Origin of the sequence: Thermomicrobium sp. 4228-Ro (assembly GCF_026241205.1) — a bacterium.
Taxonomy (GTDB): Bacteria; Chloroflexota; Chloroflexia; order Thermomicrobiales; family Thermomicrobiaceae; genus Thermomicrobium.
In genome coordinates, this window is sequence record NZ_JAPFQM010000001.1 from 347,974 (window position 1) to 365,971 (window position 17,998).

General features: G+C 63.3%; 13 protein-coding genes. 11 read left to right on the forward strand and 2 right to left on the reverse strand.

From position 1 onward, the window contains the following. Positions 1 to 10 precede the first annotated feature (10 nt). The 5 genes from secF to OO015_RS01850 all read left to right on the forward strand — a co-directional run bounded on the left by secF (position 11) and on the right by OO015_RS01850 (position 5,590). Positions 11 to 934 carry a protein translocase subunit SecF gene (gene secF / locus OO015_RS01830; RefSeq protein WP_265939217.1) on the forward strand — a complete coding sequence of 308 codons (924 nt, stop codon included), beginning with the start codon at positions 11 to 13 and terminating at the stop codon, positions 932 to 934. 10 nt (positions 935 to 944) lie between these two features. Next, the gene (locus OO015_RS01835) at positions 945 to 2,312 is read left to right on the forward strand and encodes an NAD(P)/FAD-dependent oxidoreductase (protein ID WP_265939219.1); all 1,368 of its coding nucleotides are present in this window, start codon (positions 945 to 947) and stop codon (positions 2,310 to 2,312) included. Between the two features lie 149 nt (positions 2,313 to 2,461). After that, positions 2,462 to 3,922, forward strand: a complete 1,461-nt coding sequence (locus tag OO015_RS01840; RefSeq protein ID WP_265939221.1) for an NADP-dependent isocitrate dehydrogenase — start codon at positions 2,462 to 2,464, stop codon at positions 3,920 to 3,922. Between the two features lie 63 nt (positions 3,923 to 3,985). After that, positions 3,986 to 4,456 carry a 5-(carboxyamino)imidazole ribonucleotide mutase gene (purE, locus tag OO015_RS01845; protein ID WP_265941005.1) on the forward strand — a complete coding sequence of 157 codons (471 nt, stop codon included), beginning with the start codon at positions 3,986 to 3,988 and terminating at the stop codon, positions 4,454 to 4,456. 24 nt (positions 4,457 to 4,480) lie between these two features. Next, on the forward strand, positions 4,481 to 5,590 hold the full coding sequence (locus tag OO015_RS01850; protein ID WP_265939223.1) for a 5-(carboxyamino)imidazole ribonucleotide synthase: 1,110 nt from the start codon (positions 4,481 to 4,483) through the stop codon (positions 5,588 to 5,590). A 59-nt stretch (positions 5,591 to 5,649) separates the two neighbouring features. Here the strand turns inward: OO015_RS01850 and ilvD are convergent, their stop codons facing one another. Beyond that, positions 5,650 to 7,320 (reverse strand): dihydroxy-acid dehydratase, encoded by a 1,671-nt coding sequence (ilvD, locus tag OO015_RS01855; protein ID WP_265939225.1) that lies wholly within the window; start codon positions 7,318 to 7,320, stop codon positions 5,650 to 5,652. A gap of 151 nt (positions 7,321 to 7,471) precedes the next feature. Between ilvD and gpmI the strand changes: the two genes are divergently transcribed. Further along, positions 7,472 to 9,031, forward strand: coding sequence for a 2,3-bisphosphoglycerate-independent phosphoglycerate mutase (gene gpmI / locus OO015_RS01860; RefSeq protein ID WP_265939226.1), 1,560 nt, complete (start codon positions 7,472 to 7,474; stop codon positions 9,029 to 9,031). Positions 9,032 to 9,138: 107 nt separating this feature from the next. On the opposite strand, the gene eno is transcribed toward gpmI, so the two are convergent. After that, positions 9,139 to 10,440: a phosphopyruvate hydratase gene (eno, locus tag OO015_RS01865; protein WP_265939228.1), complete on the reverse strand. Its 1,302-nt coding sequence runs from the start codon at positions 10,438 to 10,440 to the stop codon at positions 9,139 to 9,141. A gap of 181 nt (positions 10,441 to 10,621) precedes the next feature. On the opposite strand from eno, the gene pheS reads away from it, so the two are divergent. The 5 genes from pheS to hisD are packed head-to-tail and all read left to right on the forward strand — an operon-like array spanning position 10,622 to position 17,994. Further along, a complete protein-coding gene (gene pheS / locus OO015_RS01870) occupies positions 10,622 to 11,695 on the forward strand; it encodes a phenylalanine--tRNA ligase subunit alpha (protein WP_416236562.1) in 1,074 nt (357 codons plus the stop codon). Positions 11,696 to 11,728: 33 nt separating this feature from the next. Continuing rightward, positions 11,729 to 14,182, forward strand: a complete 2,454-nt coding sequence (gene pheT / locus OO015_RS01875; protein WP_265939232.1) for a phenylalanine--tRNA ligase subunit beta — start codon at positions 11,729 to 11,731, stop codon at positions 14,180 to 14,182. Continuing rightward, positions 14,179 to 15,639: a histidine--tRNA ligase gene (locus tag OO015_RS01880; RefSeq protein WP_265939233.1), complete on the forward strand. Its 1,461-nt coding sequence runs from the start codon at positions 14,179 to 14,181 to the stop codon at positions 15,637 to 15,639. Before pheT ends, OO015_RS01880 begins: the two co-directional genes overlap by 4 nt. Then, positions 15,632 to 16,651, forward strand: coding sequence for an ATP phosphoribosyltransferase (hisG, locus tag OO015_RS01885; protein WP_265939235.1), 1,020 nt, complete (start codon positions 15,632 to 15,634; stop codon positions 16,649 to 16,651). The genes OO015_RS01880 and hisG overlap by 8 nt, the downstream gene beginning before the upstream one ends. After that, on the forward strand, positions 16,648 to 17,994 hold the full coding sequence (gene hisD / locus OO015_RS01890) for a histidinol dehydrogenase (protein WP_265939237.1): 1,347 nt from the start codon (positions 16,648 to 16,650) through the stop codon (positions 17,992 to 17,994). The genes hisG and hisD overlap by 4 nt, the downstream gene beginning before the upstream one ends. Positions 17,995 to 17,998 lie beyond the last annotated feature (4 nt).

Consider the following 17,998-nt stretch of genomic DNA (forward strand, 5'->3'; position numbering starts at 1 on the left):
GGTCAGAGAGATGCTCGATCTTGTCGGCAAGCGCTACTACTGGTTCCTTCTCTCGTTCTTGGTGATCGTCCCTGGTCTCATCTCGCTGGCTGTCCACGGATTGCGCCTGAGCATCGACTTCACTGGCGGTTCCCTCTGGGAACTCCGGATGAGCCGTCCTGTCCAACCGGGAGAGGTACGACAGGTACTCGCCCAGCACGGCATCGACGATGCGATCGTCCAGACGGCGGACAACAACGTCGTCTTGATCCGCATGCGCGAGTTGAAGGAGGGATCTCCCGAGAAGAATCAGTTGGCCCAGGCCCTGCGCGACACCTTCGGTGACTTCACCGAGCTACGCCTGGAATCGGTCGGTCCCACATTGGGCATAGCCATCCGTAACCGTGCGATCGCGGCTGTCGCGCTCACCACGCTCGGCATCCTGGGGTACATCGCCTGGGCATTCCGGAACACGAACAACCCATTTCTGTACGGCATCGCCGCCATCATCGCGATGTTGCACGATGTCGCGGTCGTCGTCGGGATCTTCTCCATTCTCGGATGGCTTCGTGGCGTGGAAGTGGACGCGCTCTTCGTGACGGCCTTGCTCACTGTGATCGGCTTCTCGGTACACGATACGATCGTCGTCTTCGACCGTATCCGGGAGAACCTGGCTCGTCGGGCTGCCCCGACGTTCGAGGAAATCGTCAACTACAGTCTCGTCCAAACGCTCGTGCGCTCGCTCAATACGTCGCTCACCGTCGTCTTCACGCTGCTCGCGCTCTACCTCTTCGGCGGGGAAACCATCCGGACGTTCGTTCTCGCCCTCCTCATCGGCATCATCAGCGGAACCTACTCGTCGATCTTCAACGCGAGCCAAATCGTCGTCGTTTGGGAGAATCGGGAGCTGCACCGCCTGTTCGCCCGCTTGCGAGGCCAGCACGCCCCGGCGTGAGGAGCAGTCGATGTCCGTCCGGTTGCGTATCGGCGTCATCGGTGGTGGAATCGCCGGACTCACTGCTGCCTACCGACTGAGCCGTCTCGGCCACGAGGTCATTCTCTGGGAACGACAGCATCAGCTCGGCGGACAAGCCGCAGCATTTCCGCTTCTCGGTACCGCGATCGAGTACTTCTACCATCATCTCTTCATGAGCGACCGGGAGATCGTCGCACTCATCGAGGAACTCGGTATCGGTCACCACCTCGTCTGGTTGCCGAGCCGGGTCGGCTTCTACGCACGAGGCCGGATTTACCCGCTGTCCTCGGCGCTCGATGTCCTCCGCCTCGGTATCGTCCCCTTGCACGATCGGCTGCGCGTCGGTCTCGTCACCTTCTACCTTCAACATGTTCACGACTGGCGCCGCTTCGAGGAGGTGACGGCCGAGCAGTGGCTGCGCCGTTGGGTCGGGAACCGTGCATTCGAGCGCATTTGGGGCGCTCAGTTGCGAGCCAAATTCGGCCCTCGCGCCAGCGAGGTCGCGATGGCCTGGTTTTGGAACAAGATCTACCTGCGGACGAGTTCCCGGCGTTCCCTCTTCGAGCGCGAGCGGCTCGGCTACATCATGGGCAGCTTCAATGTGCTGATCGATCGTTTGGCCGATGCCATCCGGGAATCGGGAGGCGTGATCTATACCGGGATCGGCACGGAGTCGATCGAGCGCTCGGAAGGTCTGTGGGTCATTCGCGATTCCACTGGCCGAACGACACCGGTCGATGTCGTCGTCGCGACCGTCCCGTCACCGTTGGTCGCCAAGCTCTTTCCGCAGCTTCCCGAATCGTACCGGGCCAGGCTCCTCGGTACTGTATACCAGGCAGCGGTCACGCTGCTCCTCCAGACGCGCCACGCACTCAGCGACATCTATTGGCTCAACATCGGTGATCCGAACTTGCCTTATACCGGTATCATCGAGCACACGAACTTCATCCCGCCCACCCACTACCAAGGGCACCACTTGATCTACGTCAGCAAATACGTTGAGCAATCGCACCCATATCTGGCGTTGCGGGACGAGGAAGTTCTGCAAGCAGCCTTGCAGCAGCTCCCCAAGGTCAACCCGAATTTCTCCGCCGAATGGGTGGAGGACTACTGGGTCTTCCGTGAACGCGCAGCACAACCGATCGTCACGCTCCGGTACAGCCAGCAGATTCCTGAGCACCGCACGCCACTCCCGGGAGTCTATGTCGCGAACACTGCGCAAATCTATCCGGAAGACCGCGGAACGACCTACTCCGTCCGGCTCGGGAACGTCGTGACGTCGCTCGTGCAGGAAGATCTGGTTGCAGGACGTCTCACGCCGACGGTGAATGCCAGCAACGCCCATTCGGCTCGGTGAAGCGAACGCTGCTCGGCACCCATAAATGCGCCTGTTGCGAACCATAACCTCGCGCTTGACAACCCCGCGTCAGCTCGGGTATCGTCGCCGTCTGGGCTTGGCATGCGTGGAAGCGCGTCGCCGCGTTCGGGAGAGGATGCGACACGAGCATGAAGTATGTAGTAACGCCGGAAGGGAAGAAACTGGTCACGCTCATTCCGGGTGACGGCATCGGCCCGGAAATCGTGGAAAGCGCCTGTCGTCTCATCGAGGCAGTCGGCGCTCCGATCGAATGGGAAGTCCGGCGAGCTGGTGCGAGTGTCTTCCGCGAAGGTATCGCCAGCGGCGTCCCCGACGACACGATCGAGTCGATCAAGCGGACGCGCGTCGTGCTCAAAGGCCCGCTCGAAACGCCGATCGGCTACGGCGAGAAGAGCGCCAACGTCACGCTTCGAAAGCTTTTCGAAACCTTCGCGAACGTCCGGCCAGTCCGCGAACTCCCGTCCGTTCCGACCCCGTACCGTGGTCGGAACATCGATCTCGTCGTCGTGCGCGAGAATATCGAGGATCTCTACGCGGCGATCGAATATCGCGAGACAGCCGGCGTCACGACCGCGCACAAGTTGATTTCGTACAAGGGAAGCGAGAAGATCATCCGCTTCGCCTTCGAACTGGCCCGCGCCGAGGGTCGCCGCAAGGTCACCTGCGCCACCAAGTCCAACATCCTCAAGTTGACCGAAGGCTGGTTCCAGCACATCTTCGAGGATATCGCCCGCGAGTACCCCGACATCGAGTCGAACCATCTCATCATCGATAACTGCGCCCACCAGCTCGTCAAGGCACCAGAGCAGTTCGACGTGATCGTCACGACGAACCTCAACGGGGACATCATCTCCGACCTCGCTTCTGGTCTGGTCGGTGGGCTCGGCTTCGCTCCCTCCGGAAACTACGGTCACGAAGTCGCGATCTTCGAGCCCGTCCACGGTACCGCTCCCAAGTACGCTGGGAAGAACGTGATCAATCCGACCGCGATGATTCTCACCGCCGTGATGATGCTGCGGTACCTCGACGAGTTCGAGGCTGCCGAAACGATCGAGCAAGCGCTGATCGTGACGCTGGAGGAAGGGAAGGCGCTCACGCGTGACGTCGTCGGTGACGAGCGTGCCGTCTCCACGACCGCGTTCACCGATGCCATCATCGCGAATCTGGGCCGCCGATCCGCGACATGGACCTCGCGCCCCTATCGGCCCATCCGCATTCCTGAGCAGCGGCCGGAGTTCGACCCGGTACGGCCAGCACAACGCCGGACGGTCGGCATTGATGTCATCGTCGAGGCGAGCGAGCCGCCCGATGCGATCGGTGCCACGCTCGAGGGATTGATCGGCGACCTGCCGCTTCGCCTGCACTTGATTTCGAGCCGGGGCCTGCAAGTGTATCCAGAAGCGGACACCAGGATCGATTACGTCGATCATTGGCGCTGCCGTTTCCTGGCCACCGAAAGCGAGGTCACGATCCCGACGGTCCTGACGCTCGTCGAGCGCATCAGCACGCGTTATCGCTGGGGTCATGTTCAGCTCCTATACGAGATGGACGGACAGCCTGGTTTCACGAAGGCCCAAGGCGAAGACTGAGAACCGGAGGGACAGGTGGGAACCGGCAACGAGGTTCCAACACATCCGATCGTCGGCATCATCATGGGGTCACGGTCGGATTGGGACACGATGAGCCATGCCGCAGCGACACTCGAGACCCTGGGGATCCCCTACGAGGTCCGTGTCGTTTCCGCTCACCGGACCCCTGACCTGATGTTCGAATATGCGTCCGAGGCCGAGCGGCGTGGTATCGAGGTCATCATCGCGGGAGCCGGAGGCGCGGCACATTTGCCAGGCATGACGGCTGCGAAAACGGTCTTGCCTGTCCTGGGCGTGCCCGTGCAAACCCAGGCTCTCCATGGTCTCGACTCGCTCCTGTCGATCGTCCAGATGCCAGCCGGAGTCCCGGTCGGCGCGCTGGCGATCGGACGAGCCGGTGCGGTCAATGCAGCGCTCCTGGCTGCCGCGATCCTCGGCAACAAGTACCCGGCCATCCGTGAGGCGCTCCGCGCTTTTCGCGAGCAGCAGACACGCTCTGTCCTCGATCACCCCGACCCTCGAGAAACCGAGTGACACTGTCCAGGACAGGAGCGTTCCGTGCTGATCGGTATTCTCGGCGGCGGACAACTTGGACGCATGCTCGCGCTGGCCGGCTACCCATTCGGCTTGCGGTTCCGCGGTCTCGATCCAGCGCCCGATGCACCTTTAGGCCAGCTCGCTGACCTCGTCGTCGCCCCGTACGATGACTCCTCAGCGTTGGATCGGTTCGTCCGGGACCTCGATCTCGTCACGTATGAATTCGAAAACGTTCCCGGTGCCACAGCGCAGTTCCTGTCAGAGCGTGTCCCGGTTTTTCCGCCGCCGGAAGCACTGATCCACGCACAGGACCGCCTCTTCGAGAAACAGCTCTTCGAGACCTGTGGCATCCCGGTGCCACGTTATGCTCCGGTTTCCAGTCCGGATGACTTCGCGCGTGCCCTGGAGCAGGTTCCCTTGCCAGCGCTCCTCAAGACACGGCGTCTCGGCTACGACGGGCGCGGTCAGGCACGCGTGGAGAGAGCGGAAGACCTCCCGCTGGCTTGGGAGCAACTGGGCGGCGTGCCGTGCCTGCTCGAGGAGCGTATTCCGTTCGACTTCGAGGTCTCGCTGCTCGCAGCACGCTCTCGCAGCGGCGAACTCGCTTTCTACCCGCTCGTCGAGAACCAGCATACGGAAGGTATTCTCGCCATTTCCCGCGCTCCGGCACCACGTGCATCCCGCCAGCTCCAGCATCTGGCAGAACGGTACGTGCGCGCTCTGCTGGAACGGCTCGCGTACGTCGGCGTCCTCGCTGTCGAGTTCTTCGTCGTCGGCGACCAACTGCTCGCCAACGAGATGGCACCGCGTGTTCATAACAGTGGGCACTGGACGATCGAGGGAGCCGAAACGAGCCAGTTCGAGCAGCATCTCCGCGCTCTTCTGGATTGGCCCCTCGGCTCGACCACGCCACGCGGCCATGCGGCGATGGTCAACCTACTCGGCACGGTCCCACCGATCGCATCGCTCCTCGCCATACCGAACGCGCACGTCCACCTGTACGGGAAGGCACCACGGCCACGGCGGAAGCTCGGGCACGTGACGGTGCGCGCAGATACAGCGGACGAGCGAGATGCACTCGTCCGCCGCGTGCTGGAGGTCGTCTCGCTTCCCGCACCGGTCTCGATCTGAAAGCCGAGGGCCGGAACCTGTCCGGCCCTCCGTGCGAGGACTTGTTCCTCGATCGCCGATCACATCCATCTCGGCGTGCGCAAGATCGCACCTTCGGACGCCGAACTGACCAGCGCGGCATAGCGAGCGAACACACCGTGCGTGAATCGGGGCGGTGGCGGCGTCCAGCGCGACCGGCGCTCCGCGAGTTCAGCCTCCGTGACCTCGAGATCGATACGCCGGTTTTCGACGTCGATCACGATCGTGTCACCGTCTTGCACGAATGCGATCGGTCCACCGACCGGTGCCTCAGGCGCGACGTGACCGATCATCAACCCCTTCGTACCGCCGGAGAAGCGACCGTCGGTCACCAGCGCGACGTGCGGCCCTAGCCCTTCCCCGACGATCGCGGCGGTGATCCCCAGCATCTCGCGCATACCGGGACCACCCTTCGGTCCCTCATATCGGATCACCACGACGTCTCCCGGCTTGATCTGTTGATCGAGGACCGCCTGCATCGCGTGTTCTTCGGCATCGAAGACACGCGCCGTACCGCGGAAGTACATCTGCTCCGTGCCAGCGATCTTGAGCACTGCTCCCTCCGGTGCCAGCGAACCACGCAGGATCACGAGTCCACCATGCGGTTTTAGCGGGTTGGACGGATGGTAGACTACCGGCTGACCCGGGGCTTCCTGCGCATCGGCAACCGACTCGGCCAATGTCTCGCCTGTCAGCAAGCGCGCTTCACCGTCGACGAGACCAGCTTCGAGCAACCGCTTGACGACCAGCTTCGTTCCACCGGCCTTGTAGAGACTCCAGGCGACGTACTTGCCCCACGGCTTGAGATCGGCGATGACCGGTGTCCGCCGGCTAATTTCGTCGAACTCGTCGATGCTCAATGGGATGCCGAGCTCGTGCGCGATCGCCAGGAGATGCAACACTGCGTTCGTCGAGCCACCCGTCGCAGCCACCGCCGCGATCGCGTTCCGCAACGACGTCTTGGTGAGGAAATCCCGCGGCGTGCGGTTCGCTCGGACGACATCCATGAACCGTCGTGCCGCCTCGCGGGTCGCTTCTGCCTTTTCAGGAGCGACCGCCGGTATCGCGTTGTAGCCCATCGGCGAAAGGCCCATCACCTCGAGCGCCATGGCCATCGTATTGGCGGTGTACTGTCCACCACAGGCGCCAGGGCCGGGAATCGCTCGCCGCTCGATCTCGCGGAGCTCTTCGAGCGTGATCTTCCCGGCCGCGTACGCACCGACCGCCTCGAAGACCTCGACGATCGTCAGCTCGCGATCGCGCCAGTGCCCAGGTGCGATCGACCCTCCGTAGAGCACCATCGCTGGCACACCGGCTCGGATCACCCCCATCGCCCCGCCTGGAATCGTCTTGTCGCAGGAGACGATGGCGACGAGGGCGTCGAACTGGTAGCCGTATGCCATCAGCTCGATGGAGTCGGCGATCACCTCCCGGCTGATGAGCGAGGCCTTCATCGCCTCGGTGCCCATCGAGATGGCGTCATTGACCGCGATCGTGTTGAACTCGACCGGTACCCCGCCCGCTTCGCGAATCCCTTCGCGCACGTACTGGGCCAGCTCGCGCAGATGGTAGTTGCAGGGCATCGCGTCAGTCCAAGTGTTCGCGATCGCGACGATCGGCTTCTCGAAATCCTCGTCGCGAAAGCCAACCGCCCGCAACATCGCGCGAGCCGGCGCTCGATCGATCCCGTGCGTGATCCGTTCGCTGCCCATCGTCGATTCGACTCCTTTCCCGTCACGCCACCGTGTTCCAGCGCATTGTACCGCCGCATTCGCGTGGCATGCGGGTTTGCTTTTCTCAGATGCCCCTGACTACCATCAGCGCAGCACGTGCCGCGGGCCAACAGCGAGGGAGGGAGCATCAGTGGAGCACGTACCGTTCGTCTGTCTCGTCGTCCTGGATGGCTGGGCGATCGGTCCGGACTACCCTGGCAACGCGATCCGCGCAGCCCACACACCGGTGATGGATCGCCTCCAGGCGACCTACCCGATGACGACGCTCCGCTGCTGGGGCCGCGACGTTGGACTCCCCGACGATCAGATGGGCAACTCGGAAGTCGGTCATCTCAATCTCGGAGCCGGCCGCATCGTCTATCAGCTCATCACGCGCATCGATCTCGCGATCGAAGACGGGTCATTCTTCCGTAATGAAGCCTTCTTGAAAGCTGTCCAGCGAGCCCGCGAGCCCGGTCGCACGTTGCACCTTATGGGACTCATCGGCGATGGCGGCGTACACAGCCACCAGCGGCATCTCGTGGCGCTGCTGGAACTCGCTGCGCGCACTCAGGTTTCACGCGTCGCCGTGCACGCATTCACCGATGGTCGCGACACCTCCCCGAATAGTGGTATCGACCACATGCGCGAACTCCTCGCAACGATGGAACGTCTCCACACGGGCTTCGTCGCCTCCGTCAGCGGACGGTACTACGCGATGGACCGCGACAAGCGGTGGGAACGAACGAAACGCGCCTATGACGCGATCGTCTGTGGCCAGGGACGAACAGCCCGCTCGCCGCTCGAGGCGATCGAGCGGAGTTACGCCGAGGGCGTGACCGACGAGTTCATCGTTCCGACCGTGATCGTCGACGAGAACGAGCGACCACTGGCGACGATTCGCGACGGCGACGCGGTCATCTTCTTCAATTTCCGGGCCGACCGAGCCCGGCAGCTGACGCAGGCGCTCACCGATCCGCACTTCACCGCCTTCGAACGCTGTTCCTGGCCGGGCGACCTGTTGATGGTGACGATGGCTGAGTACGAACCGCACTTTCCTGTCCTGGTTGCGTTCACCCCGGATCTCGTCGAAATGCCGCTCGCACGCGTCCTGTCCGAAGCTGGCCTCCGCCAGTTCCATACTGCGGAAACGGAAAAATACGCGCATGTCACCTATTTTTTCAATGGCGGACGAGAGGAACCGTTTCCCGGTGAGGACCGCTTGCTCGTCCCCTCACCGAAGGTGCCGACCTACGACTTGAAACCGGAAATGAGCGCTCCTGAAGTGACCGACGCCGCGGTCGAGGCTATCCGTTCAGGAGCGTACGCGTTCGTTCTCGTCAACTACGCCAATCCCGATATGGTCGGCCATACCGGCGTGTTCGAGGCAGCAGTCAAGGCGGTCGAATGCGTCGACACCTGTGTCGGCCGGATCGAAGCAGCCGTGCGCTCGGTCGGTGGCTATCTCGTCGTCACGGCCGATCACGGGAACGCTGACGAAATGCTCATACCGGGCACGAACGAAGTCTGGACCGCCCACACGAAGAATCCCGTGCCCTTCGTTCTGGTAGCCCCGGAGGGAAGCCGCTTCCGGCATGTCCCGCTGCGTCGTGGCGGACGACTCGCCGATGTCGCCCCGACTATCCTCGAGCTGATGGGGATCCCGCAACCGACTGAAATGACCGGGGTGAGTCTCACGCGGCTGGATTGAAACGATCGAAGTACCGCGCTAGCTGGAACGAGCGCGACCCGAATCGGTCACGATCGCTCCGATCCGGGTCGCGCTGAATCTGACGCTCACCTGTACCGCACCGGTTATCAACCGAGACGACGCAGTCCAGCGGGAAACCCCTGCCAGCCGGCATACACGGCGTCGGGCCCCAGCTCCTCTTCGATGCGCAACAGCTGGTTGTATTTCTCGACACGGTCCATGCGCGCCGGAGCACCCGTTTTGATCTGGCCTGCATGCACCGCCACAGCGAGGTCCGCGATGAAGCTGTCGGCCGTTTCACCGCTCCGGTGCGAGATAATCGTCGCGTAGCCGTGCGTACGAGCGAGGCGGATGGTGTCGAGCGTCTCGCTGAGCGTACCGATCTGATTGGGCTTGACGAGTACGGCGTTCGCTGCCCCGAAGAGGATCCCGTGGCGAACGCGATCCGGATTCGTCACGAAAAGGTCGTCGCCGACCAGTTGAATGCGCTGGCCCAGTCGTTGCGTCAAACGTTGCCAGTGGTCCCAGTCGTCCTCAGCCAGCGCATCCTCGATCGAGACGATCGGATAGCGGTCGACCCATTCCCCCCAAAACTCGATCAGTTCGTCAGGCGAAAGCGACCGTCCTTCACCCGGCAAGCGATACGTTCCATCTTCGTACAGTTCGCTCATCGCTGGGTCCAACGCGAGGCCGACCTGCTCACCTGGACGGTACCCGGCACGCTCGATCGCCGCGAGGACAGCCTCGACCGCCTCGCGATTGCTCCCGAGCCGCGGAGCGTAGCCGCCCTCGTCACCGACCGTCGTCGCAGCGCCACGCTCGGCCAGCACCTTCCGCAGCGCATGGTAAATTTCGACTCCCCAGCGAAGCGCCTCGCTGAAACTCGGTGCGCCCACCGGGACGATCATGAACTCTTGCATGTCCACTCCAGAGCCAGCCGCATGCTTCCCACCGTTCAGGATGTTCAGCATCGGTGTCGGCAAGACATGCGCATCTGGGCCACCCAGATAGCGGTAGAGGGGAAGCCCGACTGCCGCTGCCGCCGCACGGGCTACCGCGAGCGAGACGCCGAGCAACGCGTTCGCACCGAGTCGGCTCTTGCTCGGTGTCCCATCGAGTTCGATAAGCGTCCGATCGACCGTCCGCTGATCGAGCCCGTTCAGGCCGCGGATCGCGTCCGCGATCGGGCCGTTGACGTGCGCGACCGCTCTGCGAACGCCCTTTCCGCCGTAGCGCGCCTCGCCGTCTCGCAACTCGACCGCTTCGTGCCGGCCAGTGGAAGCCCCCGACGGAACGGCTGCTCGCCCGAGCGCACCGCAGGCCAGACGAACCTCCACCTCGACCGTCGGGTTGCCACGCGAGTCGAGAATCTCGCGGCCGTGAACCGATACGATCGTTGTCCCGCTCATCCTGCGCCCTTTCCCGTGACAGGACTCCCTCGTCCGCTGGCCGAAGTGTACCGACGATTCCGCGCGATCGAAACGATCACGGTATAAACGTTTTGGGCAATTCGCGCTTGACACCCGTCATGGCGCATTCTTATGCTCAGGCCGCGTCCTCCGGACGCGCGACGAGAGACCGGAGTCGACGATGCTCTCGAGTCCCGGGAGGCATGGGGTGAGCAGCGGGGAAATCGATCAGCTCCGTGAGCGCGCACTGCACGAGTTGCAGGAAGTGACGACGCACGAAGCGCTCGCACAATGGCATGCGCGGTACCTCGGCCGTCGCGGTGAAATCACGCAGCGGTTGCGCGGCCTCGGATCGTTGCCAGCGGACGTCCGGCCACAGGTGGGGCGTGCGCTCAACGCGCTCAAGGAAACGCTGGAGACCGCGTACGCGGAACGCGAGCGCATCGTCCGCGAACTCGAACTCGCCGCTCGCATCGAGGCCGAGGCAGTCGATGTCACCTTACCTGGCCGCAGGCCAGCGATCGGCACCCTGCACCCTGTCACGCAGATGATCCGCGAGGTAACGGATATCTTCGCGCACCTCGGTTTCCAGGTCGTCGAGGGACCGGAGGTCGAATATGGCTACTACGCGTTCGACGCACTGAACATTCCGCCTGAGCATCCGGCCCGTGACGTCTGGGACACGATCTTCATCGAGTCGGACCAGAAGGAGATCGTCCTCCGGCCGCATACATCTCCAATGCAGATTCGCGTGATGGAGCGGCGGAAGCCGCCGGTCCGCGTCGTCGTACCGGGGCGATGTTACCGGTACGAGGCGGTCGACGCGACACACGAATGGCACTTCCACCAGATCGAAGGGCTCGCTGTCGACGAGCACATCACGATGGCTGACCTCAAGGGGACACTCGCCGAGTTCGCGCGGCAGCTCTTCGGTCGTGAACGACGCGTGCGCTTCCGCTGCGACTTCTTTCCCTTCGTCGAACCAGGCGTCGACTTCGCGATCGATTGCATGTTCTGTCGCGGGGAAGGCTGCCGGGTCTGTGGGGGATCTGGTTGGATCGAGATCCTCGGTGCCGGAATGGTCCATCCGCAGGTGCTCCGGAACGTCGGCTACGATCCCGAACGCTACACTGGATGGGCATTCGGGATGGGTGTCGAACGCCTCGTCATGCTGAAATACGGTGTTCCGGATATTCGCTACTTCTACCAGGGAGACCTCCGTTTCCTGAGCCAGTTCGAGCGGATTCCGATCTGATCGACACCTCGCACGGAAGGTGGGCGGATTCCGATGAAGGTACCGATGCGCTGGTTGCGCGAACTGGTTGCGACCGACCTCACAGCCGACGATCTCGCGGAGCGTCTCACGCTGGCGGGACTGGAGGTCGAAGCGATCGAGCGAATCGGTGCGCACTGGGACAACATTTTCGTTGGCGTCGTTGAACGCATCGAGCCGCATCCGAATGCTGACCGACTCGTCTTGGCGACTGTCGCTGCTGGAGTCCATCGACTGACCGTCGTGACCGGCGCTCCCAATATCGCTGTCGGGCAAAAGGTCGCACTCGCCCTCGCTGGCGCCAAGCTCTACGACGGGCACAGCGCCGAACCACGCCTCATCACGCTCAAGCCAGCCACCATTCGCGGGGTCCGCTCCGAGGGAATGGTCTGTTCGGAAAAGGAGCTGGGGCTCTCGGACGAGCACGAGGGGATCATGGTGCTCGATCCTGACGCTCCGGTGGGCACACCGCTCCGGGACTATCTCGGCGACGAGATTCTCGAAATCGCGATCACACCCAATCGGGTCGACGCCTTCTCGATTATCGGTATCGCACGGGAAGTCGCAGCGCTCACCGGTGCACCTTTGCATATACCACCCTTGGCACCACTCGAGGCACCGATCGATCCCACCCTCGCGACGATCGAGGCGCCCGATCTCTGCTATCGGTTCGTTGGCGTCGCCTTGGAAGGGATTCGCGTCGCCCCTTCGCCCTGGTGGCTTCGCCGACGTTTGCAGCTCGTCGGCATCCGGCCGATCAACAACGTCGTCGACGTCACCAACTACGTCATGGTGGAGTGGGGACAACCGCAGCACGCGTTCGACCGTGCGCGTCTCAAAGGCAATCGGATCGTCGTCCGGCGCGCCCGACCAGGTGAAGCGATCGAGACACTCGACCACGTACAGCGGACGCTCACCGCTGACACCCTAGTGATCGCAGATGCCGAGCGGCCAGTCGGGATCGCTGGTGTCATAGGTGGTCTCGACAGCGAGATCACCGACGAGACGACGAGCGTGTTGCTCGAGACCGCAAACTTCGACATGCTCAGCATCCGTCGCACCGCACGGGTACAGCGCCTACGGACCGAAGCATCGGCACGCTTCGAACGCGGTCTCGATCCGAACCTGTGCTGGCCAGCTGCCCAGCGTGCTGTTTACCTCCTGAACGAACTGATCCCGACTTGCCGCGTGGTCTCGATCGTCGATCACTATCCCTCCCCGCGCCTTCCCCGTCGCATCGAAATGCCGCGGACGGAGATTCCGCGCTTGCTCGGCGTGGACTATCCCGATGAGGAGATCCGCAGTGTCTTCGAGCGGCTCGGATTTTCGGTCGAAATCCAGCCGTCAGCCTCCCGCCCGCTCTGGGTCGTCGAAGTTCCGACCTACCGGAGCGATGTCACGATCCCAGCCGATCTCGTCGAAGAGGTTGCCCGTGTGATCGGTTACGACACGTTGCCGGAGCGCCTGCCCGTCGGCCAGACCGTACCGGTGGAAATCGACCCCGAGCTTCGGCTCGTGCGGCAGCTCCAGAACGGCTTCGTCGCAGCTGGCCTCCACGAGGTCATCACCTATCCCATGGTCGACGATGTGAGTCTCCGAAGCCTCTCGAGTTCCGGTAGCGAGCTTCCGGAACGACTCGGTTTCTACGCCCGACCCGACCGCGACTTCGTCCGCGCTCGCAACCCGATCCGTCCGGAATGGTCGGTCATGCGGCCGACGCTCGTCGCGACCCTCCTCCGTAATGCGGCGGAACAACTCAAGTTCAACGACGCAGTCGCTGTGTTCGAGACCGGTAAAGTCTATCTGCCGCGGGATCGCGACGAATTACCGGACGAACGGCGCGCTGTCGGGTGCCTCCTAGCCGGTCTCGCCACGCTGCGCGATCTGTATCACGAGGAACGGCCGGTCGACTTCTTCGACCTGAAGGGTGTGCTCGAAGAGGTGTTGCCACGCATCGGTGCTCGGTCGATCGCCTTCCGTCCGATTCGCCATCCCAGCTTGCATCCGGGACGCAGCGCTGAGATCGTGTATCGCGACCAGCCGATCGGCATCGTCGGTGAGGTGCTCATGACAGTCAGCGAACGGTTCGGCATCGCTCCCCAGCACCGGGTCGTCGTAGCGGAGTTGGATATCCCGACCTTGCTCGCACTCGGTCTCGACTCTGTTTCGATTCGCCCTGTCTCGCGGTATCAGCCGGTCGAACAAGACTTCGCGATCGTCGTCGACGAGGCAACTCCTGCCGCCGAGGTCGAAGCGGCGATCCGAGCGGGTGCTGGCCCACTCGCTGTGGCCATACGACTCTTCGATGTCTACCGCGGTCCAGCGATTCCGGAAGGGAAGAAGAGTCTCGCTTTCCGCGTCATCTTTTCGGCACCAGACCGGGCCTTGAGCGACGAGGAGATTCAGCGCCTGCGCGAGCGGATCGAACAACACGTTCGGCGACGCGTCAAGGGAGAGTTTCGCCGGTGACCGCGAACCAGTCGTCCGACCTCCTCCAGCCGCTCGAGCGGTTGCGCGGCATGCACGACGTGGGGCCGGAGCGATTCCGCCGCCGGCAGCGTGTTCTTCGGCGTATCCAGCACGTCATCGAGCGGCACGGCTACGAATTCGTCGAAACGCCCATTCTCGAGCCGACCGAGCTCTTTCTGAGAAAGGCTGGGCCGGAGCGGATCGCGCAACTGTACGCATTCACGTTCCGGAATCGCGATATCGCCCTGCGGCCCGAGCACACGGCCTCGATTCTTCGCTACTACATCGATGCGCGCCAGAACGACCCGCTCCCCCTCCGGTTAGCGTATGCCGGCCCAGTTTTCCGCTACGAGCGTCCCCAGGCCGGTCGCACCCGGCAATTCACCGAGATCGGTTGCGAGCTCCTCGGTGCACCGGGAGCGAGCGGTGATGCGGAAATCATCCACCTTGCCAGTGAGATTCTCGAGTCGCTGGGCATCAGACCGCGGATCGTCATCGGTCATGTCGGCATCGTCCTCGACTATCTTCAGCGTCTCCCGCTTCGCCAGCGGGCCCGGGATTGGTTGCTCTGGTCGATGGAGCGACTCCGCAAGGGACAGGAGGTCGATCTGGAAAAGGACCTGCCTGGTCTGACAGGCGGCAGTACTGTCGCGCAGTTATCGCGCGAGCTCAGCGAGAAACTTGCACCGCTCGACCGCGCTGAACTCGAGCGACTGGTCCTTGCGCTCCTTCGCGAGGTCGGCCTCCAGGTTACGAGCGGTTCCCGCACACCCGACGAAATCGTGCGCGGCGTGCTCGCCAAACTGGAGCGGAGTACCGATACCGAAACCCTCCGACGGGGCTACGCCTTCGCCCGCGAACTCGCGGGTCTCAACGGAACGCCCGACAGTGTCCTCCCGGAGCTGCACCGCTTGATCGAGCGTTACGCGCTGGATCCCGAGCCACTCCGACAGATCGACCAACTGCTCACGCTGCTCGCTGGCTACGGCATCACGACGGATCGCATCGAACTCGCTCCGGGCATGGCACGCGGACTTCACTACTACACCGGCATTCTATTCGAAATCTATCCTGAGGGCGATGGAGACCTCCAGCTGTGCGGCGGCGGCCGCTACGATGACCTCGCCCAACTGCTCGGTGCACGCAGTCCCTTGCCGGCTTGTGGTTTCGCTGGCGGCATCGAGCGTATCGCCGATGCAGCGACGCTCACCAATCCACCAGCTATTCCGCGCCTGCTGGTCATGGCGACCACCGTCGATGCCCTCCCGCAGGCGGAACGCGTGGCGGAGCAGCTTCGCGCCCAAGGAGCGATCGTCGAACTCGACGTCCGGCAGCGGTCGTTGAGTGCCAACCGCCGCTATGCTCGACGCCGTGGCATCCATCGGCTCATCGTCGTCGACTTGTCAGGTACCGTCGAAGAAATCGATCTCCTCCAGGGCAGGGCCGGCGATGGGTGAACCGCTGCGTCTCACGATCGCATCCAAGGGTTCCTATGAGGAAGCGACGCTTCGTTTCCTCGAAAGTGCCGGCCTGAGCGTTTGGCGTCCGAATCCGCGTCAGTACGTCGGTCGCCTCTCCGGAATCGATGGCGTCGAGGTTCTGTTCCAACGGACCGCCGATATTGTCCACCAGGTCGCGAGCGGTGGCGCCGACCTCGGCATTACCGGGTACGACCTCGTGGCAGAACTGGCCGGGGATGATCCGAACGTGCTCGTGGTCATCGACGATCTGGGATTCCGCCGCTGCGAGCTGGTGCTCGCTGTTCCAGAGAGCTGGCTCGACATCACGACGATTTCCGATCTCGCTGACCTCGCTGTGGAGTGGAAGCGACAGGGTCGGACCTTGCGCGTTGCGACGAAGTTCCCCAATTTGACGCGCGAATTCCTCTTGCGGAACGGTGTGAACTACTTCACGCTCGTCGAAGGGCACGGAGCACTCGAAGTGGCTCCGGCACTCGGCTACGCCGATCTTATCGCTGACCTCACCGAAACCGGTGTCACGCTGCGCGAGAACCGGCTCCGCGTGCTCGAAGGCGGCGTGATCCTGCGTGCACAAGCATGCCTCATCGCGTGCCGCCGGACACTGCGTCAGGCGCCAGAGAAGCTCGAACGCGCACGGTTGATCATTGAGATGCTCGAAGCGCGGCTCCGTTCTCGGCGCTATCGCCTCATCACTGCCAACGTACAAGGACGCGATGAGGACGAGGTCGTCCGGCACGTCACCGCTCATGTCGCCACGACTGGTGAACTCGGGCCGACCGTGGCTCGTGTCTATCCGAAGTCCGGCGACACGCGGTGTGGCTGGTACGAGGTCACGATCATCGTTCCGGCTCATCTCCTGATGCAGGCCGTCGATCATCTCCGCTTGGCTGGGAGCACCGGCATTACCGTCACATCACCGGACTACGTCTTCGATTCCCGATCGCACGCGTACGAGCGGCTCCGTCGCGCTTTGGAGGAACCCGTATGACGATCGCCATCCGCTGGTTCGAAGACCTCGCCGAAGCAGAGCGCTGGCTGGTTCGCCCGAGGCAGCTGCCGACCGAAGTCCCGGAACCCGTTCGGGAACGAATCCGCGATGTCTTCGGTGAGGAGCTTTCTCCCTTGCACGTCGTCGAGCGTATCCTGCAAGCCGTCCGCGAACGCGGTGACGAGGCGCTCCGCCAGTTCACCCTGGCGTTCGATGGTTGCCGCCTCGAGGAGCTGCGCGTCTCGGAGGAGGAGTTCGCACTCTCCCGTGACTCTGTATCAGCTGACGTGCTGGAGGCGCTGCGCTTCGCGCGCGAGCGGATCGAACGCTTCCACCGGCGGACGCTGCGGCACTCGTGGATCGAGTTCGACCGCGAGGGCGCGCTCGGGCAGCTGATCCGGCCCGTCGAATGCGTCGGTATCTACGTGCCGGGGGGACGAGCACCATTACCATCGTCGCTCTTGATGACCGCGATTCCAGCCCAGATCGCCGGTGTCCGTGAAATCATCGTCTGCACTCCACCAGGGCGCGACGGCCGGGTCGCCCCGGTGATCCTGGCTGCTGCCGATCTTCTCGGTATCCGCACCGTCTTCAAAGTCGGGGGAGCTCAGGCGATCGCTGCGATGGCGTTCGGGACCCAAACGATCCCGAAAGTCGATATCGTCGCCGGACCAGGCAACCTTTTCGTCGTCCTCGCGAAGCGACTCGTCTACGGGGAAGTCGGGATCGATCAGCTGCCGGGACCAACGGAGACGTTGCTGATCGCCGACGATTCGGCGAATCCGGTGCTCTGCGCTGCTGACCTGCTTGCCCAGGCTGAGCACGACCCGCTGGCGAGCGCGATTCTCATCACGACCTCCCGTCTCGTTGCAGAGCGGACCGTCGAGGAGCTCAACCGCCAGTTAGAACGCCTGCCACGCGGAGACGTCGCGCGCAGTTCGCTCGAGCACAACGGTGCGATCGTTCTCGTGCCTGACCTCGAGCGAGCGTTCGACCTCGCGAACCGATTCGCCCCCGAGCACTTGTGCTTGCTCGTCCGCGAACCATGGCGCTACATCGATCGGGTCCGCAACGCTGGTGGCGTCTTTCTCGGTGAAGCATCGCCCGAAGTGATCGGCGATTACACGGCGGGGCCCAGTCACGTGATGCCGACCGGTGGGACAGCCCGGTTCGCTTCTCCGGTTACCGTCGATACGTTCCTCAAGGTCACGAGCCTGATCGCGGTGGCCCCAGGAGCGCTCGAACTGCTGGGCCAGCCGGCGATGCGCCTGGCCTACGCGGAAGGGCTACAGGCGCACGCGTCGGCAATCGAACACCGGCTGGAACGCTTGCCTCCCGCATAATGCC

Excerpts from the sequence above, each read along its gene's own strand:
- ilvD (WP_265939225.1), bottom strand. The coding sequence starts at position 7,320 with ATGGGCAGCGAACGGATCACGCACGGGATCGATCGAGCGCCGGCTCGC.
- pheS (WP_416236562.1), top strand. The coding sequence starts at position 10,622 with ATGCTCTCGAGTCCCGGGAGGCATGGGGTGAGCAGCGGGGAAATCGAT.
- OO015_RS01835 (WP_265939219.1), top strand. The coding sequence starts at position 945 with ATGTCCGTCCGGTTGCGTATCGGCGTCATCGGTGGTGGAATCGCCGGA.
- pheT (WP_265939232.1), top strand. The coding sequence starts at position 11,729 with ATGAAGGTACCGATGCGCTGGTTGCGCGAACTGGTTGCGACCGACCTC.
- eno (WP_265939228.1), bottom strand. The coding sequence starts at position 10,440 with ATGAGCGGGACAACGATCGTATCGGTTCACGGCCGCGAGATTCTCGAC.
- secF (WP_265939217.1), top strand. The coding sequence starts at position 11 with ATGCTCGATCTTGTCGGCAAGCGCTACTACTGGTTCCTTCTCTCGTTC.
- OO015_RS01840 (WP_265939221.1), top strand. The coding sequence starts at position 2,462 with ATGAAGTATGTAGTAACGCCGGAAGGGAAGAAACTGGTCACGCTCATT.
- purE (WP_265941005.1), top strand. The coding sequence starts at position 3,986 with ATGGGGTCACGGTCGGATTGGGACACGATGAGCCATGCCGCAGCGACA.
- hisD (WP_265939237.1), top strand. The coding sequence starts at position 16,648 with ATGACGATCGCCATCCGCTGGTTCGAAGACCTCGCCGAAGCAGAGCGC.
- hisG (WP_265939235.1), top strand. The coding sequence starts at position 15,632 with ATGGGTGAACCGCTGCGTCTCACGATCGCATCCAAGGGTTCCTATGAG.